Source organism: Azospirillum sp. B21, assembly GCF_008364825.1.
GTDB lineage: Bacteria > Pseudomonadota > Alphaproteobacteria > Azospirillales > Azospirillaceae > Azospirillum.
In genome coordinates this window covers 461244-486155 of record NZ_VTTO01000001.1, presented here as the reverse complement: position 1 = coordinate 486155, position 24912 = coordinate 461244, and the positions used below count along the sequence as shown (strand labels likewise).

Genomic DNA, 24912 nt, shown 5'->3' with positions numbered 1-24912 from the left:
GAATTTGGTTTGCTTTTGAGCCGTTTCGGCGGCGGCTGAAACCTTTTGCGGGCAAGGTGGCTCTTGGGGCCGCTTTAAGGGTTTTGCCCGATTTATCGTACGGGACGACTTGCGTTCGGCTTCGTTAGGGTTGGCTTCGGCGGTGGGAACGTCCCATCGCGGAACGCCAGCACCGGGGAACCCGAACGTGTTCTTTCACACCCAGCCCTCCACCGTCCGCACCGGACGGGCAGAGTCCGTCCGCTTCGCGGTGAATGGCCCGACGTCGGACCGGATGGATGCCGGCATCGGTGTTGGCACGGCCGGCGACCGCACGGCGGACCGGGCGGGCGATCCGATGGGCCGGCGGGTGATCTTCCTTCATCCCGGCAAGGGGGCCTGGTGGCGCCTGCTCGACCATGTCCCGTCGGGGCAGGAATGGCTGACCTTGCCCGCCTCCGCCTCAGCGCGGCTGTCGTCGATGCTGGTGGAGCGGGGCGGCCGGCGACCGGTGCTGGTGGCGAGCGCGGTGACGGCGCCGCTCGCCATCGTGGCGGCGCTGGATTTTCCGGATCAGGTCGGCGGCGTGATGATCGTCGACGATGTCGGGGCCGATTCGCCGCTGCGGCGGCGCTGGAATGCCCTGTCCGCCTGTTTCGGCCGGGCGCGGCCCATGGACCTGACCGACCGCCTCGGCGAGTTGGAGGCGGAACTGCCGGCGGTTCGGGTGCCGGTGACCCTGATGCAGGGAAGCGAACCGGCGGAGCTGTTCGCCCGCCTGGAAAGCCGGCTGACCGGCTGCCGGACGCTGACCGTCGTCGCGGTGCCCGATGCCGTTGCCATCCGCCCGCGCACCCATGCCGCCGAACTGCGCGGCGCTTTGCTGGCCCTGGTCTCCGCGGTGGAGCGGGCGCAGCGGTAGGGACCGCGCCCAATGATGCATGTTTGTCGGCCGTCATTCCCGCGAAGGCGGGAATCCAGCCGACTCAGCAACTGAATTGCGGAGTTTCCCGGATCCTCGCCTTCTCAGGCATGACCGTGGAAGTAACGCTTAAAAGTTTAAAGGCTCTGCGCCGTCAGTGCGGCCTGCGTGCGGTTGCGCACGCCCAGATGCCGCAGGATGGCGGTGACGTGGACCTTCACCGTGCCTTCCGTCAGCCCCAGCTCATGGGCGATCTGCTTGTTGGACTTGCCGTCGCGCAGACGGGCCAGAACGTCGCGCTGGCGCGGTGTCAGCTGGTCGCCGCCGTTGCCGTTGCCCAGCGCCGCGGACTCGTCCGTCTGGTCGCCGGCAGAGCCGCCGCCATAGCCGCCCTGCATCTGATCGACGCGGTCGCCGCCGCGGATCGCCTGTTCGGGAAGATAGATGCCGCCGGCAAGCACCAGTTGCAGCGCGCCCAGCAGCACCTTGGCGCTGGAGGATTTCGGGATGTAGCCGGCCGCACCGTTCTCCAGCGCGGCCAGAAGGTCGGAGCGCTTCTCCGATCCCGACACCACCACCAGCAGGGCCTTGGGCAGGCTGACATGGATGTCGCCCAGCGCCGAGAATCCGGTCCAGCCCGGCATCCCGAGATCAAGCAGGATCAGGTCGAAGGGTCTCGTTCCGTCGCAGAGCGCCCGCACCTCGTCATAGGTGCTGGCCTCGAAAAAGGTCATGTCGGCGTCGAATTGCGCCAGCAGGCGGCGCAGACCGTCTCGGAACAACAGGTGATCGTCGGCGATCAGCACGTTCATCGCGGGCATTTCCAGGAAGGTTGCGGCGATGGCACACCGGGATGGCGTCATCGGCCCGGACGTTCACATAGGCACGGTCATTCTGACGCTGTAGTTCGCTTTTCGTCTTAGACCGCTTCCTCTATGCCCGCGCCTTTCGCGTCCGAAACGGGGGCGTCAATCGCCGCACGATACCGGAATCGGAAACGGCGCCGCGCCGCCCCGCCGACCGCCGACCCCGGATGGAAGGGGCGGGCGGCCAGGACGGATAGCGGGCGAGACCTTGCGAAACGCTGGACTAGGATGAGGATCCGACGGCGGCTGTCAGACCGTGGCGGCGACGCCGGTCTCGGCGGCCTGGTCGCCGATGCCGTTGTTCAGCGCCCAGATGGCGGCCTGGGTGCGGTTGGACGCGTTGATCTTGCGCAGCAGGCTCTTCAGGTGAACCTTCACGGTGGCTTCCGTGATGCTCAGGTGGTTGGCGATCATCTTGTTGCTGTTGCCGTTCAGCAGGCAGCGCAGGATCTGCACCTCACGCTGGGACAGGCCCTTGCGGCGGGTCGGCAGCTCGGCGCCCATGTCCTCGGTGCGGCCGTTGACCAGCAGTTCGGCCAGATGGGTCGGGAACACCTTCTCGCCCATCATCACCAGCTTCAGCGACTGCATCAGCGCCTCGCAGGCGATGTCCTTCAGCAGGTAGCCGCCGGCGCCGGCGCCCAGCGCGGCAGACAGCCGGCGGGTTTCCAGGTCGTTGGTCAGAATGACGATCCGGATCGAAGGATGGCCCTCGCGCAACGTGCGCATCGCCTCGACTTCCTCGTCGGCACCGCTCGGCAGATCGATCAGGATCAGGTCGGGGGTGGTGCCGCTGCCGAGCGCCGTCAGACCCTCGCGCAGGCTGCCGGCCTCGCCGACGACGTTGAAAGGCGTGCCCTCGAAAAGGCGCTTCATGCCTTCACGGAAAAGCTTGTTGGCATCGATGAGGAAAACGTTGATGGCATCCATGGTCTCAGCCCGCCTTTTGTTCCGTTCCGATCAAAGTGGCGCCGATTGGCGCTTCCGAGGCATCCCCGACCGCTCGCTCTCGCGTCCGGCCCGCTCCCCCCTCAGGGTGTGGGGTGCCTCGTTGTGATCCATAGATACCCCCGATTTGCGCGGCGCAAAATTTCGCTTAGGTAAATTTCGCGTCGAGCAATGGGCATATGCCGTAAGACCGGATAAGACAAGATGCGGACATAATTCGAACTTTGATGGTCGGGCGGAATAACGGCCTGTGACAGAAAAGGGGAAATCGTTAACCACGGGCCTCTGACTTGGTCATGTTTCTCAGTTGCAATATGGTGGGACTTCGACCCCGGCCGGCATAGGCCGCGCGAGGATTGCGCCCCTGCCCGATGGTTGGAGTCCTATGTCCTGAACGCCCGCCCTTCGGCCTAGGTTCGGTCGCGCAACCGCGCAATCCCGAATGGGAGACGCGGTCTGTCGCAGGGTTCGTGCCGGGGCGCTCTGTGCTATATACGTTCCAACCGCAAGACAGCATTCCCATGCTTGAGCCGATTTTTCTTCTTTTCCCCAAGCCGGGCCGCCCATGTCAGACGCGTACGACGACGATCCGTTGAGCCATGCCGCTCCCCCCGCCGCCGCTTCGGCCACGGGCTTTCCAAGCGCGGCGCAGCGCTTCGCCTATCTGGACGGGCTGAACCCGACCCAGCGGGCGGCGGTGGAGGCGCTGGACGGGCCGGTGCTGGTCCTGGCGGGCGCCGGCACCGGCAAGACGCGGGTGCTGACCACCCGGCTGGCCCATCTGCTGATGACGCGCCGCGCCGCCGCTTTCCAGATCCTGGCTGTCACCTTCACCAACAAGGCCGCCCGCGAGATGCGCGAGCGTGTCGCCCATCTGGTGGGGATCGAGCCGGAAGGCTGGTGGCTCGGCACCTTCCATGCGCTGGCCGCGCGCATTCTGCGCCGCCATGCCGAACTGGTCGGGCTGAAGTCGAACTTCACCATCCTCGATACCGACGATCAGGTGCGGCTGATCAAGCAGCTTCTGGCGGCCGAGAACATCGATTCCAAGAAATGGCCGCCCCGGCAGGTTCTTGGCGCCATCGAACGCTGGAAGGACCGCGGCCTGACCCCCGACCGTCTCGCCGACGCCGACGGCGGCGATGTGGCCGGCGGCCGCGTGGTGGCGATCTACCGTGCCTATCAGGAGCGCCTGCGCACGCTCAACGCCTGCGACTTCGGCGACCTGCTGCTGCACAACCTCGCCATCTTCCAGAACCATCCCGACGTTCTGGCGGAGTATCACCGAAAGTTCAAATATCTTCTGGTGGACGAGTATCAGGACACCAACGTCGCGCAGTATCTGTGGCTGAGGATACTGTCCCAGGCCCACAAGAATATTTGCTGCGTCGGTGACGAGGACCAGTGCCTGATCGCGGGCACGCCGGTCACCATGGCCGATGGCAGCCGGCGGCCCGTCGAAGAGATCCGGGCCGGTGATGCCGTCCTGTCGAACTACGGCAGTGGCGACCTCCGGCCGGCCCTGGTCGCGCGGACCCATGCCAAGGAGTATCGCGGCGAGGTGGTGGTCATCCGCACCAGCGCCGGGCGCCGCATCGTCAGCACGCCGGAGCACGTCCATTTCGCCGGCTATCGGCTGGGGCTGACGCCTCAGACCTATTTCACCTACCTGATGCACAAGGAGGGGATCGGCTGGCGGCTCGGGACGTCGCAGGTCTATACCGCCGGACAGGTCAAGCCGATGGTCGGGTTCATGCAGCGCCTGCTCCAGGAGCGGGCCGATGCGCTGTGGATCGTCGCGACGCATGCCAGCGAGAACGATGCGCGGGCCGACGAATACATAACCTCGTTGCGGTATCGGATTCCGACCCTGCCGTTCGTCCCGCGCAAGGGCAGGTCGGAGAACGGGCTGGTTCAGGATGCCGGCTATCTGTCGAAGGTCTTTGCGTCCTTCGACACCGATGCGAGCGCCGCGCGCCTTCTGGCCGACCGCGGTCTGCCGGCGGATCATCCGCACCACCGCCCGCGCTCGCGCAATGCCAGCCGGCGCAATGTCGTGGTGACGCTCTGCGGCGACCGGCGCGGTGCGACGCCGATGCACCGGATTTCCATCGTCGGCAATGACGAACCGGGGAGCATTGCGCTGAAGGAACTCGGCTTCAGCGTGCGCGGTGCGAAGGCGGGCTCCGACAGCTGGCGCGTGGAAACGGCAAACAAGGATTACGGTCAGTTGATGGGCGAGGCGGAGCGGATCCGCAGCGCATTCGGTTCGGCGAACCTGATCCGCGTGGCGCGGCTGGGGACCAACCAGGGCGATGTGACGGAAGCGAACTCCCTTCCGTTCACGCCGGCCGCTTCGGTGCTTCCGGGCATGGCGATGTTCGCGGAGGATGGCAGCTACGATATCGTCGCCTCGGTGGAGCGGCAGTTCCACGAAGGGACGGTCCACGATCTGGATATCGAGTCGACGCACAACTTCTCCGCCGACGGCATCTTCACCCACAACTCGATCTACGCCTGGCGCGGTGCGGAGATCGGCAACATCCTGCGCTTCGAGACCGACTTCCCCGGCGCGACCATCATCAAGCTGGAACAGAACTACCGTTCCACCGGCCACATCCTGGCGGCGGCATCCGGCCTGATCGCCAACAACCAGGGCAGGCTGGGCAAGACGCTGTGGACCGAAGCCGACGGTGGCGAGCCGGTCAAGGTCAAGGCGGTGTGGGACGGCGAGGAGGAGGCGCGCTGGGTCGGCGAGGAGATCGAGGCGCTGCAGCGCAAGGGCACGTCCCTGGCGCAGATCGCAGTGCTGGTCCGCGCCGGCTTCCAGACCCGCGAGTTCGAAGAACGCTTCATCACGCTCGGCCTGCCTTACAAGGTGCTGGGCGGGCCGCGTTTCTACGAGCGGCAGGAAATCCGCGACGCGATGGCCTATTTCCGCGTGGTCAATTCCGGCGACGACGATCTCGCCTTCGAACGCATCGTCAACCTGCCCAAGCGCGGCGTCGGCCCGGCGGCGATGCAGACCCTCTACACCGCGGCGCGGGCGCAAGGCATCTCGCTGACCGAGGCCGGCTGGGCGCTGACCGAGACGGACGAGCTGAAGCCGAAGCTGCGCGCCACCCTGCGCGGGCTTCTGCAGGATTTCTTCCGCTGGCGGACACTGATGGCGACGGTGCCGCACACCGAACTTGCCCGCACCATCCTGGACGAGTCCGGCTATACCCGCATGTGGCAGGAGGACAAGACGCCCGAGGCCCCCGGCCGGCTGGAGAACCTGAAGGAACTGATCACCGCCATGGCGGAGTTCGAGAACCTGCCGGGCTTCCTGGAACATGTCGCGCTGGTGATGGAGAATGCCGAGGCCGCCGGGATCGAGCAGGTCACGGTGATGACGCTGCACGGGGCCAAGGGGCTGGAGTTCGACCATGTCTTCCTGCCGGGCTGGGAGGAGGGCGTGTTCCCCAACCAGCGCGCGCTGGACGAGACCGGCATCGCCGGGCTGGAGGAGGAGCGGCGGCTGGCCTATGTCGGCCTGACCCGCGCGCGCCGCCGCGCCTATGTCAGCCATGCCGCCAACCGTAGGCTCTATGGCAACTGGGTCAGCGCCGTGCCGTCCCGCTTCGTCGAGGAAATCCCGCAGGACAATGTCGAGACAGAGGCCGCCAACGGCCTGTTCGCCGGCAGCGGCGGGCGCGGCAGCTTCGGCGGAGGCTTCGGCGGCGGGGCGGGTGGCTATGGCGGGAGCGCCGGGGGCTTCCAGTTCCGCGGCTCCACCCGGCAGGCGCCGGCGCCCAAGACGATCACGCTGGACCAGGGCGCCTATGCCGTGGCGCCGCGGCCGCGACCCGATGCGCCCTTCGCCAAGGGCGCGCGCGTCTTCCATCAAAAATTCGGTTACGGCACCGTCGTCGCCGTGTCGGAGGACAAGCTGGAGATCGATTTCGACCATTCCGGTGCCAAGAAGGTGATGGACAGCTTCGTCGTGCCTGCCGACAAGGCGAGCTGAGGGGGGCGGGCAGAAAGAAGGCGGTTGACGGTTTGCCGCACTGTGACGGCCGTCACAGCCGCGGCCTCCGCCGCCGGCCAGTATTGCAGCATTGCAACGGAGCCGGAGGTCTTCCGCCGTGTTCGGAACGGGCAGCGTCAGTTACGAGGTGCAGAGCCGCCGCGAGGGACGCTGGCTCATCGAAGGCGCCTATACCGATCAGGAGGCCGCCTTGTCGGCCGCCCGCTCCCAGCTGGCCGCCTCCGGGGTGGAGGAGGCGAAGGTGGTGAAGTTCCGCACCATCGCCGGCCTGTCTCTGGAAACGGTGATCCTGCACAAGACCGCGCCCCAGGCCGCGCGCAAGGGCCTGACCCTGGGCGGCACGGCGGAAGGGGCGCCGCTCTGCCGCAAGCCGGACGATTTGCGCGGTTTCGAAAGCCGGGTGGTCATCGGCAGGCTGCTGCGCCCCTATCTGGACGCCCAGCGCATCACCCCGACCGAACTGCTGCATTCCTGGCCACTGTTCCGCCGCCTGGAGGAGCAGGGCGCGCTGCTGGGTGCCGCCATCCATGCGGTGGCCCGCCACCATGCCGATCTCCACGGCGTGTCGCATGCCGCCCGCGCCCGCGAACTGCGGCAGATGGTGGAGGCGGTCGTCGCCACCGCCCGCGATGCGCTGGCCGAACGGCGCCGGCTGCCGCGCTTCGATGCCGCCGACCTGCCCGGCACCAGCAACAGGATCGAGGAGTCGGTGGGGGAGGCGGGGCATGATACGCTGTTCCTGATCCTGCTATGCCAGCAGCTGGAAGGCGGCGGACCGCTGGCCGGCAAGCTGGAACTGCTGCTGGCGATGATCGACGACGATGTGTGGCCGCGGCATCTTGACCTGCTGGACGCGGTGATCGCCGACATCATGGGCTCCGCCGACACGATGAAGGACCTGCTGGGTGCGCAGCCCAGCCTGCATGCCGGGCTCTGCGCGCTGGCCGACGCGCTGTTCGACCGCGATCCCGACCCGGCGCTGGCGCCCATGGCCGCGTCGCTGCGCCAGGTCTGCCGCCTCGCCCTGCAGGGCCGCGCGCCGCAGAGCCGGGCCGTCCTGCTGGAGCGGCTGCGCCAGAGTGTTGTCGGCGACCAGCCGCTCGACCGGCGCGACGCGAAGGCGGAAGGGGTGCTGACCCGCGACCTTGCCGACCGGCTGAAGGGGGCGGACGGCGCGCTGCTCGGCGGGGCGGCGATGGAGAAGGCGTTGGAGCGCCGCCTGGTGCGCCACCGTCAGTCGGTCCTGCGCGCCCAGGGCATGCACGACATCGCCGACCGGCTGTCGGGGCGGTAGAAGCGCACGGATAAGGGTTCCCCATTATCTGGAATCCTTGGTCTCTTTCCGGCTTGATGCTAAAAACGCCGCTTCTTCTCGCGTCGTCGTCGGAAAGCCCCTGTCATGTCGCAAACCCCGCTCTGGCGCATCGCGCTGGTCGTCCCCGAAGCCCATGCGCCCGCTTTCGCCGAGGCGGTGGGCGACCATGCCGATGCGGTGTCGACCTTCGAACTGGAGGAGGGCGGCAACTGGCTGGTCGAGGCGACGCTGTACGGCGCCCCGGACGAGGCGCGGCTGCAGTCGCGCGTCGCCGTGCTGGCCAAGGCGCTGGGGATCGATGAGCCGCGGCTGGCGATCGAAAACCTGCCCCCCATCGACTGGGTTTCGCACAGCTACCAGGGCTTCCCGCCGATTCGCGCCGGCCGCTTCTTCGTCCACGGCTCCCACCATGAGGGCATCGTGCCGGCCGGCAGCATCCCGCTTCTGGTGGACGCCGCCACCGCCTTCGGCACGGGCGAGCATGGGTCGACCAACGGCTGCCTGCAGGCGCTCGACCGGCTGTCGCGCCATCTGAAGCTGCCGCGCGGCGGCCGGCGCGGCGCGCTCGACATGGGCTGCGGCTCCGGCATCCTGGCGCTGGCGGTTGCCAAGCGCTGGCGCGTGCCGGTGACCGCCGTCGACATCGATGCGGAGGCCGTGCGCGTCACCCGCATCAACGCGGCGCTGAACGGGCAGAAGGGCATGATCCGCGCCCAGGGCGGCGACGGCTACCACACCCGCATCGTCGGCCGGCACAAGCCATACACCCTGATCACCGCCAACATCCTGGCTCGTCCGCTGTCGCGCATGGCGCCGCAGCTGCGCCGCCACCTGAAGAAAGGTGGCTATGCGGTGCTGGCCGGCCTGCTGAACCGGCAGGAGCGCCACGTCATCCAGGCCCACCGCAACCAGGGCCTTCGGCTTGTCGCGCGCATCCCGGTCGGGGAATGGACCACTCTTGTGGTGAAGCGTTAATCCAGCGGCCGTTGGAACCAAAGGGCCGGGTTGCGACTTCCCCTAGGGACGATGTTCCGACATTCACCTGGGGAGCCACCATGCTGAACCGCATCCGGTCCTTGTTCGCAGGCGACGACGACGGCACCGAGCCGGGCGAGGACGCCCTGCAGGCCGCCGCCGCCGCCCTGATGGTCGAGGCCGCGCGCACCGACGACACCATCACCCAGGCGGAGCGCGACCGCATCATCTCCGTCGCGCAACGCCACTTCCACCTGAACGAGGAGGAGGCGCAGGACCTGCTGTCCGCCGCCGTGTTCGACACCGAGGACGTGTCGCCTTACCACCACTATGTCAGCATCATCATGAACCGCTGCCCGCCCGGCCGTCGTGTCTGGATCATCGAGATGCTGTGGGAGGTCGCCTACGCCGACGGCGTGCTGAACGACCTGGAGGCCAGCCTGCTGCGCCGCATCGGCGGCCTGCTGCATGTGTCCGACATCGAGCGCGGCGAGGCCCGCAAGCGCGTGCTGGAGCGGCTGGGGCTGCCGGACGATGCGGGGTTGCCGGTTTAGAGACGAATTCTTGTGAGGTAGACCCCCACCCTAACCCTCCCCCGCTGGGCAGGGGAGGGGATTAAGTGCTGATGCCGGAAGGTGGCGGCAGTCCCTCCCCCGCCCAGCGGGGGAGGATAGGTGGGGGTCTAACTCCGCATCTCCAAACCTGCCCCCCATCCCAACCGGCATAGCCGCCACCCCGCCGCTTGCGCATGCCCGGCCGGGTGCCTAGCCTGGGGCCACAGGCTTCACCCTTCCGAGGAACACGTTCCGTGTCCAGCGCGACTCCCTCCGGCGCTTATCGTGGCGACGACGCCCTTGCGACCCTGTTGACCGAGGCCGGGACCGGCCGCTCCCCCGCGGATGTCCGCGCGCTGCTGGCCGGCGTGCTGGCGGCGCCGGAGGGGGAGGACCCGGCGGCGTGGCTGGTGCTGGTGGGCGAGACCCTGCCGCCGGCCTTGGCCGAACAGCTCCAGGCGCTGAAGGCGGTGCTGGCGGCGGAGGTACCGCCCGCGCGGCCCGGTCCGGCGCAGCGGCTGGCCGATCTGCGCGCCGCGCTGAAGCGCCGGGAACTCGACGGCTTCATCGTTCCGCGCGGCGACGAGCATCAGGGCGAATATGTGCCGCCGCGCGCCCAGCGGCTGGGCTGGCTGACCGGCTTCACCGGTTCCGCCGGCAACGCGGTGGTGACATCCGACCGCGCCGCGATCTTCGTCGACGGCCGCTACACCCTGCAGGTCCGCAGCGAGGTGGCGTCCGACCTGTATGAATACAAGCATCTCGTCGAAGATCCGCTGACCGACTGGATCGTCGCGGCATTGCCGGAAGGCGGGCGTTTCGGCTTCGATCCCTGGCTGCACACCATCGGCTGGGTGGAGAAGACCCGCGCCGCTCTGGAACGCGCCGGCATCCTGCTGATCGCCTGCGAGGACAATCCGCTCGATTCGGTGTGGCAGGGCCAGCCGCCGGCCCCTCTCACCCCCGTGGTGCCGCAGGACGAGGCGTTGGCCGGCGAAAGCTCCGCCGACAAGCGGGCCCGGCTGGCCGACGAGCTGGGGCAGTCGGGGATCGCCGCCGCGGTGCTGACCCAGCCGGACAGCATCGCCTGGTTGCTGAACATCCGCGGTGCCGATGTGCCCTGCACGCCGCTGCCGCTTTCCTTCGCGATTCTGTCGGCCGATGCGTCGGTGGACCTGTTCCTCGATCCGCGCAAGCTGGCACCGCAGACCCGCGCCCATTTGGGCAATCAGGTGCGGGTGCGGCCGGTTGAGGAGTTCGGGCCGGCGCTGGACGCTGTCGCCCGCGGCTCCGCCCGCGTGCTGGCCGACCCGACCTGCACCTCGGCCTGGATCGTCGACCGGCTGCATCTGGCGGGTGCGAAGGTGGAGCGCGACGGCGATCCCTGCGCCTTGCCCAAGGCCTGCAAGAATCCGGCGGAACTGGCCGGCACCCGCGCCGCCCACACCCGCGACGGCGCCGCCATCGTCCGTTTCCTGCACTGGTTCTCCGAAGAGGCGCCGAAGGGCGGGCTGACCGAGTTGGCGGTGGTGGAGCGGCTGCTGGCCTTTCGGCGGGAGAGTGAGCGGTTCCGTGGCGTCAGCTTCGACACCATCGCCGGGGCCGGTCCGAACGGCGCCATCGTCCATTACCGCGTGACGCCGGAGACCGACCGCCGGCTGGAGCCGGGCAGCCTGTTCCTGCTGGACAGCGGCGCGCAGTATCTGGACGGCACCACCGACGTCACCCGCACGCTGGCGGTCGGCGAGCTTGATCCGGCACTGGCCGCGGAGATGCGCGACCGCTTTACCCGCGTGCTGAAGGGCCACATCGCGCTGTCCACCGCACGCTTTCCGCGCGGCACCACCGGTTCGCAGCTGGATGCGCTGGCGCGTCTGCCGCTGTGGCAGGCGGGGCTGGATTACGACCACGGCACCGGCCACGGCGTCGGCAGCTTCCTGTCGGTGCATGAGGGGCCGCAGCGCATTTCCAAGGTCGGCAACACGGTGGCCCTGCAGCCGGGCATGATCCTGTCCAACGAGCCAGGCTATTACAAGACCGGCGCCTACGGCATCCGCATCGAGAACCTGATCGTCGTACAGCCGGTGGAGCCGCAGGGCGCGCTTGCCGGCGCGGAGCGCCCGATTCTGCAGTTCGAGCCGCTGACCCTGGTGCCGATTGACCGCTCGGCAATCGAGCGCGCGCTGCTGTCCGATGCGGAGACCGCCTGGATCGATGCCTACCATGCGCGGGTGCGCGAGTCGCTGTCTCCTCTGCTGGACGAGGAGGTCCGCCGCTGGCTCGCCGGGGCGACGGCGCCGCTGTGATGGGAGCCGGCGGCTGTATCAAATCATGGCGAAGTGCTGGGGACAGCCCTGATTCGGCAAGATGGTGTCGCGCGTGGTAACACGTTCTTTACCAGGCTGATGCAGTGTGTCCCAAGGGGATGACTTTTGGCGGCAGTTAGGGCACTACAGTCGGCATCACTTCCCGGATTACGGCGCAGCCCCCGCGCCGGGTGGGCGTAACGGCCGGTCAGACACCGGCAACGGATTATTGCGGAGACGTCTAGATGAAGATCCTCGTCGTCGATGATTACGCCACCATGCGGCGCATCGTGCGGAACCTGTTGACCCAGATCGGCTACACCGACATCGACGAGGCCGGCGACGGTGTGTCGGCGCTGGCGAAGCTGCGTGAGAGCAAGTTCGGCCTCATCATTTCCGACTGGAACATGGAGCCGATGACCGGCCTCCAGCTGCTGAAGGAAATCCGCGCCGACGCGAAGCTGGCGGCGACGCCCTTCATCATGGTCACCGCCGAAAGCAAGACCGAGAACGTGATCGCCGCCAAGCAGGCCGGCGTGAACAACTACATCGTCAAGCCTTTCAACGCCGACACGCTGAAGCAGAAGATCCAGGCCGTCATCGGCGGCTGAGCCCCGCAAGGGGCGATCGAAGCGTATCGTGACCGGTCCGGGTGGGCGGCGGCACATGCCGCCCGGCGCCCGGTCCTTGGGGCGGCTGGCGAATCCAGTTTGGGGAGTGGACCGGTTTGGAGCAGCTTCCGCAGCTGTCCGATGAGGAGTTCGAGCAGATCGAGGACGCCATCGCCCGATCGGCGAAGGGAAGGGCGTTCCTGCGGCGGCTCCACCGGCGGTCCCTCGGGGCCGCGACGGAGGAAGTGCGCGCGATGCTCCAGGAGTTCCGCGACTCCTGGAACCGGCAGAACGATGCGGTGGAGGCCGGCAAGCATGTCGGCGTCCTGCGCCGCGAGCTGATGGAAATGGCGGCGTCGATCGAACAGGCGCGGCGGGAGGTTGCGGCACTGCGGCCCCCCGACGGGTCGGGCGACAAGATCCTCTCCGCCACGAACGAACTCGATGCCATCGTCATCTCGACCGAACGCGCATCCTTCGAAATCCTGAATGCGGCCGAACGGCTGATGGATCTGGCGGGCAAGCTGCGCGCGAGCGGGGCCGATCCGACGATGTGCGGCGAGATCGACACGCAGGTGAACGACATCTTCACCGCCTGTTCCTTCCAGGATCTGACCGGCCAGCGCACCAGCAAGGTGGTCAACGCGCTCCGCTACATCGAGCAGCGCGTCATGGCCATGATCAGCATCTGGGGCGAGGATGGGCTGGCCGGCATCGTCGTCAAGGAAGAGCAGACCGACAGCCGGCCGGACGCGCATCTGCTGAACGGTCCGCAGTTGGACGGCCACGGCGTCAGCCAAGCCGATGTCGACAGCATGTTCGACAGCCCGGTTGCCGCGCCGGTGCCCGCACCCGCGCCACCTCCGCCCCCGCCGCCGGCCCCGGCGAAGGCGAGCCAAGCCGACATCGACAGCATGTTCGACGCGCCGGCACCTGCTGCCGCACCGGTACAGTCGAGCCAGGCCGACATCGACAGCATGTTCGACGCGCCGGCGCCCGCCGCCGCACCGGTACAGTCGAGCCAGGCCGACATCGACAGCATGTTCGACAGCCCGGCTCCGGCGCCCGCTCCGGCGAAGAAACCGGTGCCGAAGCCGCCCGGCGCGGCGCCGAAGGCCAAGGCCGCTCCCAAGCCCGCCGCACCGCCCCCGCCGCCCGCGGCGGCGGAGCCACCGGCGCCGCTCGATCAGGCGGCCATCGACGCTCTCTTCGGATAGGGCGGGGAAGCCGCGCCGGCCCGTCCGGACGATCTCTTCCCTTTAGGTTTCCCCCGATTGACCCGCCCGGCAGGCCGATGGCCCCATGCGGCGCGGTTGACGGCTCCAGAACGCAGACCCGCTACGCAACCAGACATTCCACCACCCGACATATTCACCACCCAGGCCACAGGCGGCCGTTTCCGAGAGGCGGGACCGAGGATGAAGCAGATGACCAAGCCCTTCATGGCCGAGCTTCAGAAGGCCCGCAAATCCGGGCACCCGTTCCAGGCGCTGATCGAAGACGGTGCCGCCGCAGCGGCGCTGCCGGTGCCGGCCCAGGTGGTCCAGGCCGACAACACCGAGGTGCTGCGCGCCATCGGCGACCTGGGCGCCAAGCTGGACCGCTTCCTGACCATGGACGCGGCGCAGATCGACCAGATCCAGGTGGAGATTGCCGACATCTCCGGCCGCATCAAGGCGACCAAGGTGGAGATGGCGGCCATCCGCCACCCGCTGGCCGGCGACGACAAGTTCCAGCAGGCCAGCCAGGAACTGAGCGCCGTCGTCGCCGCGACGGAGGCCGCGACCAACACCATCATGGCCTGCGCCGAAGAGCTGGAAGAGGTGGTGTCGGAGCTGAAGTCGTCCCTGCCGGAGGGCTATCACAACGACCGCGTCAACGACATGGTCGACGTGATCGTCCGCATCTACGAGGCCTGCAACTTTCAGGATCTGACCGGCCAGCGCATCACCAAGGTCGTCCGCGCCATGTCCTTCATCGAGGAGCGCGTCGACGCCATGATGGGCCTGTGGAACAAGCGGGAGTTCGAGGCGATGCCGCTGCCGCCGTCCGTCACGAAGAAGGACGAGGACCTGGACCTGCACGGCCCGGCCGAAGCGACCCCCGACAGCGGCAACATCAGCCAGGCCGACATCGACGCGCTGTTCGGGTAAGCGAATCAAGGCCCTTCTCCCCGCGAGGGGAGAGGGGCTTGACCGTATTTGCGCCCTCAAATCCGATTGCCCGGCCCACCCCCGCGTTACCGCTTGCGGCGCCCTCACCCCGGCGTGCTATACAGGGGCAACTTCGAAAGCGCCCAAGACGACGATGCTTCCTCGCCCGTACCGCCTGCCGCTGACGGCCATCCTTCTGTCCGCCGCCCTGACCGCCTGCTCCTCCACCAAGGAGGACGCGTATGTCGAACGTCCGGCCGACCAGCTTCTGTCGGAAGCCGACGCGGCGATGCGCGAGGAGTCCTTCAAGAAGGCCGCAAAGCTCTACGACGAGGTGGAGCGCCAGCATCCCTATTCGGATTCGGCCAGCAAGGCGCAGCTTCTTGCCGCCTACGCCCACTATCAGGATCTGAAGTACGACGACGCCATCCTGGCGCTCGACCGCTTCATCCAGCTTCATCCGGGCAGCCCGGATGTCGACTACGCCTATTACATGCGGGCGCTGTGCTATTACGAGCAGATCACCGATGTGCGCCGCGACCAGCGGATGACCCGGCAGGCGCTCGACGCCCTGTCGGAGGTGGTGCGCCGTTTCCCGGACAGCAAATATGCCCGCGACGCCAAGCTGAAGATCGACCTGACCAACGACCACCTTGCCGGCAAGGAAATGGAGGTCGGTCGCTTCTATCTGCGTCAGCATCAGTACACCGCCGCGATCAACCGCTTCCGTGTCGTCGTTGAAAACTACCAGACCACGTCCCATGTGGCGGAGGCGCTGCACCGGCTGGTGGAGTGCTATCTGGCGCTGGGCGTGACCGACGAGGCGAAGGCCGCCGCGGCCGTGCTTGGCCACAACTTTCCCGGCAGCGAATGGTACACGGACAGCTACGCACTGCTGGTGGACGCCAATCTGCGTCCCGAGCGAAACGAGAAGTCGTGGATCAGCAAAGCCTGGAACTCCCTGTTCTAGGCCGCTCCATGCTCGTGTCGCTGACGATCCGGGACGTTGTCCTGATCGAGCGGCTGAGCCTGTCCTTCCGCAAGGGCCTGTGCGCCCTGACCGGCGAGACCGGCGCCGGAAAGTCGATCCTGCTCGACGCGCTGGGGCTTGCCCTCGGCGCGCGGGCCGATTCCGGTCTGGTGCGCCATGGCGCCGATCAGGCCTCCGTCACCGCGGAATTCGAGCTGTCCGGCGACCACCCCGCCTTCGCCATCCTGAAGGAACAGGGGTTGGACGCCGATTCCGGTGACGGCTCGCTGGTGATCCGCCGCACCGTCAACACCGACGGGCGCAGCCGCGCCTGGGTCAACGACCAGCCGGTCGGCGTCGGCCTGCTGAAGTCGCTCGGCGCCGAACTGGTCGAGGTCCATGGGCAATTCGACACCCACGGCCTGCTGAACCCGCAGACCCACCGTAGCGTGCTGGACGCTTATGCCGGACTGTCGGCCCAAGCGGCGCAGGTCGCAGCTGCCCACCGCGCCTGGAGGCAGGTCGAGGACGCGCGCCATTCAGCCGCCGCCGACATCGCCCGCGCCCGCTCCGAAGAGGAATATCTCCGCCACGCCGTGGCCGAGTTGGACGCGCTCGCCCCGAAGGCCGGCGAGGAGGAGGAACTGTCGGAGACCCGCGCGGTGCTGATGCACCGGGAAAAGCTGGTCGACGGCATGAACGCCGCCTATGCGGAGCTTTCGGGCGACCGCGGTGTCGAACGGGCGCTGTCCTCCGCCATCCGCACGCTGAGCCGCATCGCCGACCGGGCCGGCGGCACGCTGGACCCAGTGATCGCAGCGCTCGACCGTGCCGCGACCGAGGCGGGGGAAGCCATCGCCGCCCTGCAGGCCGTCTCCAGCGGCGTCGACATGGATCCGCGGGCGCTGGAAAAGCTGGAGGAGCGGCTGTTCGCGCTCCGCGCCGCCGCCCGCAAGCATGGCGTGGATGTCGACGCCTTGGCGCCTCTGCGCGAGGAGATGGCAGGCCGCCTGCTGCTGATCGAGGATCAGGGCGACCTGCTGGCCAAGCTGGCGAAGGAGGCGGAGCAGGCCCGCACCACCTTCCACAAGGCTGCCGAGGCGCTGAGCGCCGCCCGCCGCGAGGCCGCCGGCAGGCTGGACGTCGCGGTTGCCGGCGAGCTGGCACCGCTGAAGATGGAAAAGGCCAAGTTCCGTACGCTGGTCGAGCCGCTCGACGAGGCGGAATGGAACGCGTCCGGCATCGACCGCGTCGCCTTCCAGGTCGCGACCAACCCCGGATCCCCGCCGGGTGCGCTGAACAAGATCGCGTCGGGCGGCGAGCTGGCGCGCTTCATGCTGGCGCTGAAGGTGGTGCTGGCCCAGACCTCCACCGTCGGCACGCTGGTGTTCGACGAGGTTGACACCGGCATCGGCGGCGCCGTCGCCGCGGCGGTTGGCGAGCGGCTGGAAACGCTGGGCCATGGCCTGCAGGTGCTGGTCGTCACCCACAGCCCGCAGGTCGCGGCGCGTGGCGCCGTGCACCTGAAGGTCCAGAAGTCGCAGAAGGGCGAGCAGGTCACCACCGGCGTCGCCGAACTGGATGGCGACGAGCGGCGTGAGGAGATCGCCCGCATGCTGTCTGGCGCCACCGTCACCGCAGAAGCCCGCGCGGCGGCAGACAGCCTGATCGCCGGCCGCGGCTGATCCTCTTTTTCCAGTCCGATCATCCGCAAGCCGGGAGTCCGCCGTCAGGCCTGGACTCCCGGCTTGCTTCCTTGCGCATCCTCTCCGTCGTACCGGCGAACAGTTGCGGCGCTGACGATCCGTGGTTGTGGGTGAGTGTCCGGAAATCCGAATTGCAATTCGCAGAATGACTGTTTGCTGGGCAAAATCATGCGCAGTACGCTTCACAAATTATCCTATGTTAAGTTAACGCGCCTTAATAAGAACATAGGAATAGCCATTTTGGAGCGTTGCGGCGCTCCATTGTCCTGCCTAAATTGTTGTCCACATCCCTTGGCAGGGCGTGACAAACGCCACTGGTCTAGCTTCCGCTCGAGGTCGCGTTTGTCAGAAGTCTTTGCTCGATGAGCGGCCCGGTTCCTTCGGGGTCTGTCGACCTCACCGATTGTGACCGGGAGCCCATCCACCAGCTGGGTCTCATCCAGCCCACTGGTTTCCTGATCGCCGTAACGGCCGATTGGATCGTCCTGCACGCCTCCGCCAACACCGGCCGCTGGCTGGGGGTGGAGCCCGAGGATTTGCTCGGCACGCCGCTGTCGCGCGCGGTCAACGCGGACGCACTGCACACCATCCGCGGCAGGCTGCAGGTCGCCCATATCAACGGCAGCGTCGAACGTGCCTTCGGCGTTCATCTGTCGGAAACCGCCCCGGTCTGCGACGTCGCCGTGCATCTCTCCGGCTCCACCATCGTGATCGAGGCGGAACCCAGCGAGGGCGAGGGACCGCAGGATTCCGGATCGCTGCTGCGCTCCATGATCGGGCGGGTCCAGAACACCCGCGGCTTCGACGCCTTCTGCCGCGAGACGGCGCGCCAGATGCGGGCGCTGACCGGCTTCGACCGGGTGATGGTCTACCGCTTCGACTCCGATGGGGCGGGAGAGGTGATCGCGGAATCGGCGGTGCACGGCATCGGCAGCTTCCTCGGCCAGCGCTATCCGGCCTCGGACATCCCGCAGCAGGCCCGGCGGCTGTACGAGCGCAACTGGCTGCGATGCATCGCCGATGTGAACGCGCCGCCGGTGCCGGTGATCCCGGCGCTCGACCCCACCGGCCAGCCGCTGGACCTGTCGCTCAGCCTGCTGCGCAGCGTCTCGCTGATCCATGTCGAATATCTGCGCAACATGGGGGTCGGCGCCTCGCTGTCGGTGTCGATCCTGCGGCACGGCAAGCTGTGGGGACTGTTCGCCTGCCACCACCGGCAGGCCCGCTCGCTGTCCTTCGAACGGCGCACCACCGCCGAACTGTTCGGACAGATGGTCTCGCTCCTGCTTGAAGGACGGGAGCGCGAGCAGGAGGACCAGCGAGAGGCGCAGGTGCGCCGTGCCCATGTCCGCATCATGTCGATGCTGGCCGACAGCGAATCGCCGCTGGACAGCCTCGTCACCTTCGCCACCGAGCTGCGCATGCTGATCCAGTGCGACGGCTTCGCCTGCTGCATCGACGGCCAGCTGCATATGGAAGGCGAGACGCCGACCCGGGAGGAGACGCAGGGCGTCATGCGCTTCCTGCACCGGACGCCGCCCAGCAAGGTCTATTTCACCGACCAGTTGGGAACCGTCCATCCGCCGGCCCGCGACTTTACCGAACGCGCCTGCGGCCTGCTCGCCATCCCGGTGTCGCGCACGCCGCGCGATTATCTGGTCTTCTTCCGCAAGGAACTGGTCCGCACCGTCACCTGGGGCGGCGACCCGTCGAAACCGGCGCAGTATGGTCCCAACGGTCCGCGCCTGACCCCGCGCAAGAGCTTCGAAGCCTGGAAGGAGACCGTGCGCGGCCGGTCGCAGCCCTGGAGCGATCTGGATCAGCGCAGCGCCGAATCCTTGCGGGTGACGCTGCTGGAGGTGGTCCTGCGGCTGGCCGACGTCGCCGGGCGCACCCGCAAGGAGGCGACAGAGCGGCAGGAGTTGCTGATCGCCGAATTGAACCACCGGGTCCGCAACATCCTCAGCCTCGTCCGCGCGCTGGTGCGCCAGAGCGAGAGCGGGGCGGAAACGGTGCAGCAGTTCGCCGCCATCGTCGCCGGCCGCATCGAGGCGCTGGCCCGCGCCCATGACCAGATCACTGCCGACAATTGGGGACCGGCCTCTCTCCGCGCGCTGATCGCGGCGGAAATCGGCGCCTATCTGTCGTCCAAGAGCGAGCGGGTGCGATTGACCGGCCCGGAGGTGCTGTTGGCTCCCCAGGCCTTTTCCGTCTTCGCTCTGGTGGTGCATGAACTGACGACCAATTCGGCGAAATACGGCGCGCTCAGCGACAGCGGCGGCTGGGTCGAGGCGGACTGGTCGATCGACGAGGGTGGGCGGCTGCTGATTGAGTGGCAGGAGAATGGCGGCCCGCCGGTGCGCGCGCCCTCGCGGACCGGCTTCGGCACCACGGTGATCGAACGCTCCGTCCCGCACGACCTGCGGGGCGAGGCCGAGGTGACCTATGCGCTGTCGGGCCTGCGGGCGCGCTTCATGATCCCGGCCCAGTATGTCACCGTCGCCGACAGCCTGCCCGGCGGCGGCCGGACCAGCCTGCCGGTGCCGGCGGCGGACTTCTCCATCGACGGCCCGGTGCTGTTGCTGGAGGACAACATGATCATCGCCATGGCGACGGAGGACGTGCTGCTGAGTTTCGGTGCCAGCCGCGTCAACACCGCTGCCGGCGTCCGCCATGCCCTGCGCCTGCTCGACGACGATCCGCCGGTGGTCGGGGTGCTTGACATCAACCTCGGCAACGAGACCTCGGTGGCTGTGGCCGACCGGCTCCGGGAATTGGGCATCCCCTTCGTGTTTGCGACCGGATATGGCGAGTCCGCCGCGGTGCCGGAGCGGTTTGCGGATGTGCCGGTGCTCAAGAAGCCCTATGGGTCGGATCAGGTGGTGCAGGTGCTGGCTTCGGTGATGGGGTAGGGGGGCGTCGGCTGACGATTGCCCCCTCCCCAACCCTCCCCCGCTTTGCGGGAGAGGGAGTTGAGCGCAAGGGCGGCGGAGTTCCCTCTCCCACCAAAGGTGGGGGAGGGTTAGGGAGGGGGCATCCGAAGCCTACCCCTTAACGGCTGCATACCGCGCGAACAGCGCCACGCTGACCGCCACCGTGGCATTCAGCGACTCCACCGCGCCTGTCGTCGGCACCGACAGCCGTGTCGCCGGGCAGTCCGTCGGCACGCCCTGGCCTTCCTCGCCCAGGATCAACCGCATGTCCGCCGGCCAGTCGAAGCGGGTCAGATCCTCGCCTCCGCCATCCAGCGCATAGAGCGGTCCCGCCGCCTCGTTCACCGCTGCCCAGCGCGGGCCGCGCAGCAGTGTCAGCGCGAACTGGGCGTTGGACGCCGCGCGCAGGCATTTGGGGTGGAAGGGATGCGCCGCCCCCTCCAGCAGCACGATCCGCGACACGCCGAAGGCGGCGGCACTGCGCAGCAACGCGCCCAGGTTGCTCGGGTCGCCGAGCGCGCACAGAAGCTCCAAGCCCTGCGGCGGCTGCGACAGGTCGATGGCCGGCATCTTCGGCACCGCGCCGACCAGCAGCGGGAAACCGGTGCCCGACACGTCCAGCGTGCGGAACAGGGATGGTGCCAACTGCACCGGCTCCACCCCCGGCGGCAGGCGCCAGCCCGCGATCTGGGCGGGGTCGGTGAACAGGATGCGCTCGAAGCGGTCGGGATGCTGGCGCAGCGCCTCCGGCACCGTCTTCAGCCCGGCCAGCAGGAACTTGCCGTTCTTCTTCAGCCCGCGGCTTTCCAGCGCCGATTCCCACAGCTTGAACTGCGGGTTCTGCGGGCTTTCGATCAGCAGGGGCGGGCGGGTCATGGCAACAGGCTTTCCGGCAAGAGGATGCCCCTGCCTAGCACAGCCGTGCCGCCAAAGTCAGGCCTTCAGGTTCCGGCCCAGGAACAGCAACGGCCCGCGTTGGCAGGCGTCGATGAAGCCGGCGCGCTGGTAGAACTCGACATTGCGGGCGAAGACGGCGGTGACCAGATGCACGCCGGGCAGGCCGTCAGCCCGGCAATCCTCGGCGAAGCGGTCGACCAGCCGTCGGCCCAGCCCGTGCTCTCGCCAGCCCGGCCGGACATTGACATGGAAATGGGCGGGGTAGGCGGCGAAACGGTCGGCGAAGACCTCGTATTTCGGGATGCGTCGGGCAAGCTCGGGCGTGCCTGCGCTGTCCTTGCAGCCGGTGAGGTAGCCCACCACCAGCCCGTCCGCCGTCACTGCCATCCAGATGTCCCGCGGCGCGTCGGCCACATACCAGCCGGTCCAGGTGGCGAGGAAGGCGGCGCGATCCGCTTCCGATGCGAATTCGGTCCGGGTGGTGGAGGCGAAGAAGATCTCCTCCAGCGCGGCCTGCGCCGCCTCCCGGTCGGGCAGGGCGGTCAGCCGTTCCAGCCGGATGTCGCCGCCAGCCGTCATCGCATCCGCGGTCATCGCCGCTGGGCGGTTTCGACCGACAGGTTGCGCGGAGCCAGCATGGTGTAGCGGCCGCGCGCCTTCATCACGCCGGCCCCTTCCTCCGCCTGCCGGCCGTGGCCCCAGAACAGGTCGCCGCGCACCGGGCCCTTGATGGCGCCGCCGGTGTCCTGCGCCACCACCAGCCGGTTGATGGCACCGCCCGGCACCGGGGCGTCGCGCACCTCAAGCCACAGCGGCACACCCAGCGGGATATGCTCCGCATCCACCGCAAGGCTGCGGCCGGGCGTCAGCTCCATGTTGCGGGCGCCGCGGGCGCCGACCTCGGGCTTCACCTTGAAGAAGACGTAGGAGGGGTTGAGGTTCATCACCCGCTGGGCCTCGGCCGGATGGTCCTTCAGCCAGCGGCGGATCAGCTGCAAGGACATCTGCTCCGGCGTGGCGTCGCCGCGGTCGATGATATGGCGACCGATGGGGTAATAGCTATGGCCGTTCTGGCCGCCGTAATGGATGCCGACCACCGACCCGTCGGACATGATCGCCCGGCCGGAGCCCTGGATTTCCAGGAAGAAGGCGTCGACCGGGTCGTCCACCCACATCAGCTCCAGCCCCTTGCCCTTCAGCGCGCCGGCTTCGATCCGGGCGCGGCTGGGCAGTCCGTGCTTGCCGCGCGGCGGCATGCGGTAGAGCGGGACGTTGTAGCGCTCGGTGCGCGTCCAGCTGCCGCGGAGTTCGATTTCGTAATAGCCGGTGAACAGGCCGTCCTCGCCGTTGGCGACATCGCGCGGGGCAAAGAAGGCCTCGAAGAAGCGGCGCGCCGCTTCGCTGTCGCCCGTCGGCAGATCACGGGCGGCGGCGCAGATGGCGCGCCAGTCGTCGGTGGTGCCGGCGGCGCGCAACTGCCCCAGCGGCTTGCCCGGCGGCTGGTTCCTCACCCAGCCGCAGGTGCGCTGCACGGCGGGAACCGCCTGGGCATGGTCGTCGTCGATCCAGCCGGCGAGATGGCGGAAATCGGGTGCCACCTGATCGAGCGTCGGGCGCTGCGCCGTCGGGCGCTGCCCCTCGACCATCGGGGTGGTTCCGGCGCAGGCCGCCAGCGTCGCCAGAAGGCCCGCGACCAGCGAAGCCCGTCCGGCCTGCTTCAAGACACGCGCACACGCCACCCCAATCGCAGCCGCCATCGCGCACTCCGCCGTAAAAATCCGTCATGTCCGTCGAAGACCCCGCCGCCCGCCGGCCACAGGGCCGGTCAGGTCACGACAAGGTCACATCACCCGTTCGTTTGTGCCGGTGGTTACCCCGAGTCGTCAATATCCAACCTGCACTTTCGGATAGGTCGCGGCCGGTTGTTACGGGGGAGGGGAAACGGACCGCCTCCGAGTCGCCGTCTGGGCAGCCGCGCGGCGGCGAAGCGTGACAGCGCGCGGCAAACGCGGTATCGACAGCCCATACGCGAAGGACCGCCCGAAATCCGGATCATCGACCCGGAACATGCCGGCCCCGGTCCTGTTCGCCGCCATGAGACACCCCAAGGGACCAGACGCCATGACACCCGCCGCCCGCCTCCAGGCGGTCATCGATCTGCTGACCGAGATCGACGAGACCCCTCGCCCCGCCGACGCGGTGATGAGCGCCTATTTCCGCAACCGCCGCTACATCGGGTCGAAGGATCGCACCGCCGTCGCCCAGATGGCCTACGCGATCCTGCGGCGCCACGCGCGGCTCGGCTGGTGGATCGAGTGGGCGGGCTACGAGCGCGCCACCCCGCGCGCCCGCGTGCTGGCCTATCTGCTGCTGGAGGAGAACCGCAACGCCGGTGTGGTGCTGGAGATGTTCAGCGGCGGCAAGTTCGCCCCCGCCCGCCTGACCGACGACGAACTGGCGATGGTCGGCAAGCTGGAAAGCCACACCATGGACCACCCCGACATGCCGGAAACGGTGCGGGTGGAGTGTCCGGAATGGGCGGAGGCGGCGATGCGCGCCTCGCTCGGCGACCGATTCGGGGTGGAGATGGAGAAGCTGCTGGAGGCGGCGCCGCTCGACCTGCGCATCAACCCGCTGAAGGCGAACCAGCAGAGTGCCATCAAGGCGCTGGCCAAGGCGCAGATCACGGCGGAGACCACGCGCTGGTCGCCGCTCGGCCTGCGGGTGAAGGGCCGGCCGCCGTTGGGCAGCGTCGATGCCTTCAAGGACGGTCTGGTCGAAATCCAGGACGAGGGCTCGCAGTTGGTTGCACTGGCCGTCGCGCCGAAGCCCGGCCATCAGGTGGTCGATTTCTGCGCCGGGGCCGGGGGCAAGACGCTGGCGGTCGCCGCGCTGATGAAGAACAAGGGCCGCGTCGTCGCCTGCGACGTGCTGGACAAGCGCCTGAAGCGCGCCGCCGAGCGGTTCCGCCGCGCCGGCCTGCACAACATCGAGGCGCACCCGCTGACCAGCGAGCGCGATCCCTGGGTGAAGCGCCACAAGCGCAAGTTCGACCGCGTGCTGGTGGACGCTCCCTGCTCCGGCACCGGCACCTGGCGCCGCAACCCGGACGCCCGCTGGCGCCAGCTGGGTCCGGGGCTGGAGCAGCTGCTGCCGCTTCAGGCCAACATCCTGGACAGCGCCGCGCGTCTGGTGAAGCCGGGCGGCCGGCTGATCTACGCCACCTGCTCCATGCTGCATGACGAGAACGAGGCGCAGGTCGAAGCCTTCCTGCAGACCCACCACGACTTCATCGTCAAGCCGGTTTCCGAGGTGTGGGCGGAGGAAGAGGCCGGCGCGCCGCCGGTCGAGGGTCCGTACCTGCGCCTGACGCCGGCCAAGCACGATACCGACGGCTTCTTCGCCGCCGTGCTGGAACGCCGCGCGGAAGAGACGGTGTCGGAGGAGAGCGTGTCCGACGTCGGGCTGGAGCAGGGCGAGGTCGATCCGGTCGAGCTGGGCAAGGCGATCGATGCGTGAGTGATTGGGGGCGTTAGACCCCCACCTATCCTCCCCCGCGGGGCGGGGGAGGGACTGCCGCCGCTCTCCCGCATAAGCACTTACCCCCTCCCCCGCCCAGCTCTCGCACAAAGCTGTGCTTTGTGCTGACGCGACAGGCGGACCGTAGGTCCGCTGAGAGCAGGGGAGGGTTGGGGTGGGGGCCTAACGCCGCAAAGCGCCGACACCCCCCGCCCTTGACAGCCGGGG

General features: G+C 68.3%; 18 protein-coding genes. 13 read left to right on the top strand and 5 right to left on the bottom strand.

Translation table 11 applies throughout. The features are described 5' to 3' along the window. Window positions 1-187: 187 nt before the first annotated feature. Window positions 188-901 (top strand): alpha/beta hydrolase, encoded by a 714-nt coding sequence (locus FZ983_RS02320; protein ID WP_149221998.1) that lies wholly within the window; start codon window positions 188-190, stop codon window positions 899-901. Window positions 902-1038: 137 nt separating this feature from the next. On the opposite strand, the gene FZ983_RS02315 is transcribed toward FZ983_RS02320, so the two are convergent. Together FZ983_RS02315 and FZ983_RS02310 are read right to left on the bottom strand one after the other, a co-directional pair. Next, window positions 1039-1713, bottom strand: a complete 675-nt coding sequence (locus FZ983_RS02315) for a response regulator transcription factor (RefSeq protein ID WP_149221997.1) — start codon at window positions 1711-1713, stop codon at window positions 1039-1041. Window positions 1714-2016: 303 nt separating this feature from the next. After that, the gene (locus FZ983_RS02310) at window positions 2017-2697 is read right to left on the bottom strand and encodes a response regulator transcription factor (protein ID WP_149221996.1); all 681 of its coding nucleotides are present in this window, start codon (window positions 2695-2697) and stop codon (window positions 2017-2019) included. 583 nt (window positions 2698-3280) lie between these two features. Between FZ983_RS02310 and FZ983_RS34575 the strand changes: the two genes are divergently transcribed. From FZ983_RS34575 to FZ983_RS02250, 11 genes are all read left to right on the top strand, one after another. Beyond that, the gene (locus FZ983_RS34575; RefSeq protein WP_247883535.1) at window positions 3281-6724 is read left to right on the top strand and encodes a UvrD-helicase domain-containing protein; all 3444 of its coding nucleotides are present in this window, start codon (window positions 3281-3283) and stop codon (window positions 6722-6724) included. A 118-nt stretch (window positions 6725-6842) separates the two neighbouring features. After that, window positions 6843-8039, top strand: coding sequence for a hypothetical protein (locus FZ983_RS02295; protein WP_149221995.1), 1197 nt, complete (start codon window positions 6843-6845; stop codon window positions 8037-8039). 105 nt (window positions 8040-8144) lie between these two features. Continuing rightward, window positions 8145-9035 carry a 50S ribosomal protein L11 methyltransferase gene (locus FZ983_RS02290; protein WP_149221994.1) on the top strand — a complete coding sequence of 297 codons (891 nt, stop codon included), beginning with the start codon at window positions 8145-8147 and terminating at the stop codon, window positions 9033-9035. A gap of 80 nt (window positions 9036-9115) precedes the next feature. Beyond that, window positions 9116-9589 carry a TerB family tellurite resistance protein gene (locus tag FZ983_RS02285; RefSeq protein WP_149221993.1) on the top strand — a complete coding sequence of 158 codons (474 nt, stop codon included), beginning with the start codon at window positions 9116-9118 and terminating at the stop codon, window positions 9587-9589. Window positions 9590-9843: 254 nt separating this feature from the next. After that, entirely contained in the window at window positions 9844-11895 is a 2052-nt protein-coding gene (locus FZ983_RS02280; RefSeq protein WP_149221992.1) for a M24 family metallopeptidase, read from the top strand. Between the two features lie 245 nt (window positions 11896-12140). Next, the gene (locus tag FZ983_RS02275; RefSeq protein WP_012974572.1) at window positions 12141-12506 is read left to right on the top strand and encodes a chemotaxis response regulator CheY; all 366 of its coding nucleotides are present in this window, start codon (window positions 12141-12143) and stop codon (window positions 12504-12506) included. A gap of 116 nt (window positions 12507-12622) precedes the next feature. Next, window positions 12623-13723, top strand: a complete 1101-nt coding sequence (locus FZ983_RS02270; RefSeq protein ID WP_149221991.1) for a protein phosphatase CheZ — start codon at window positions 12623-12625, stop codon at window positions 13721-13723. A gap of 210 nt (window positions 13724-13933) precedes the next feature. Next, complete coding sequence (locus FZ983_RS02265; protein ID WP_247883534.1) at window positions 13934-14659, top strand: protein phosphatase CheZ; 726 nt, start codon at window positions 13934-13936, stop codon at window positions 14657-14659. 154 nt (window positions 14660-14813) lie between these two features. Next, a complete protein-coding gene (locus FZ983_RS02260; RefSeq protein WP_149221989.1) occupies window positions 14814-15629 on the top strand; it encodes an outer membrane protein assembly factor BamD in 816 nt (271 codons plus the stop codon). 8 nt (window positions 15630-15637) lie between these two features. Beyond that, a complete protein-coding gene (recN, locus tag FZ983_RS02255) occupies window positions 15638-17314 on the top strand; it encodes a DNA repair protein RecN (RefSeq protein ID WP_149222444.1) in 1677 nt (558 codons plus the stop codon). 383 nt (window positions 17315-17697) lie between these two features. Beyond that, entirely contained in the window at window positions 17698-20247 is a 2550-nt protein-coding gene (locus FZ983_RS02250) for an HWE histidine kinase domain-containing protein (protein WP_149221988.1), read from the top strand. Window positions 20248-20379: 132 nt separating this feature from the next. Here the strand turns inward: FZ983_RS02250 and FZ983_RS02245 are convergent, their stop codons facing one another. Genes FZ983_RS02245 through FZ983_RS02235 form a run of 3 tightly spaced genes read right to left on the bottom strand, consistent with a single transcriptional unit; the run spans window position 20380 to window position 22922 of the window. Next, window positions 20380-21144 (bottom strand): RNA methyltransferase, encoded by a 765-nt coding sequence (locus FZ983_RS02245; protein ID WP_149221987.1) that lies wholly within the window; start codon window positions 21142-21144, stop codon window positions 20380-20382. Window positions 21145-21201: 57 nt separating this feature from the next. Beyond that, window positions 21202-21759 (bottom strand): GNAT family N-acetyltransferase, encoded by a 558-nt coding sequence (locus tag FZ983_RS02240; RefSeq protein WP_149221986.1) that lies wholly within the window; start codon window positions 21757-21759, stop codon window positions 21202-21204. Beyond that, window positions 21756-22922 carry a murein transglycosylase A gene (locus tag FZ983_RS02235; protein ID WP_149221985.1) on the bottom strand — a complete coding sequence of 389 codons (1167 nt, stop codon included), beginning with the start codon at window positions 22920-22922 and terminating at the stop codon, window positions 21756-21758. Before FZ983_RS02235 ends, FZ983_RS02240 begins: the two co-directional genes overlap by 4 nt. A 364-nt stretch (window positions 22923-23286) precedes the next feature. On the opposite strand from FZ983_RS02235, the gene FZ983_RS02230 reads away from it, so the two are divergent. After that, window positions 23287-24684 carry an RsmB/NOP family class I SAM-dependent RNA methyltransferase gene (locus tag FZ983_RS02230; RefSeq protein WP_149221984.1) on the top strand — a complete coding sequence of 466 codons (1398 nt, stop codon included), beginning with the start codon at window positions 23287-23289 and terminating at the stop codon, window positions 24682-24684. Window positions 24685-24912: the final 228 nt, after the last annotated feature.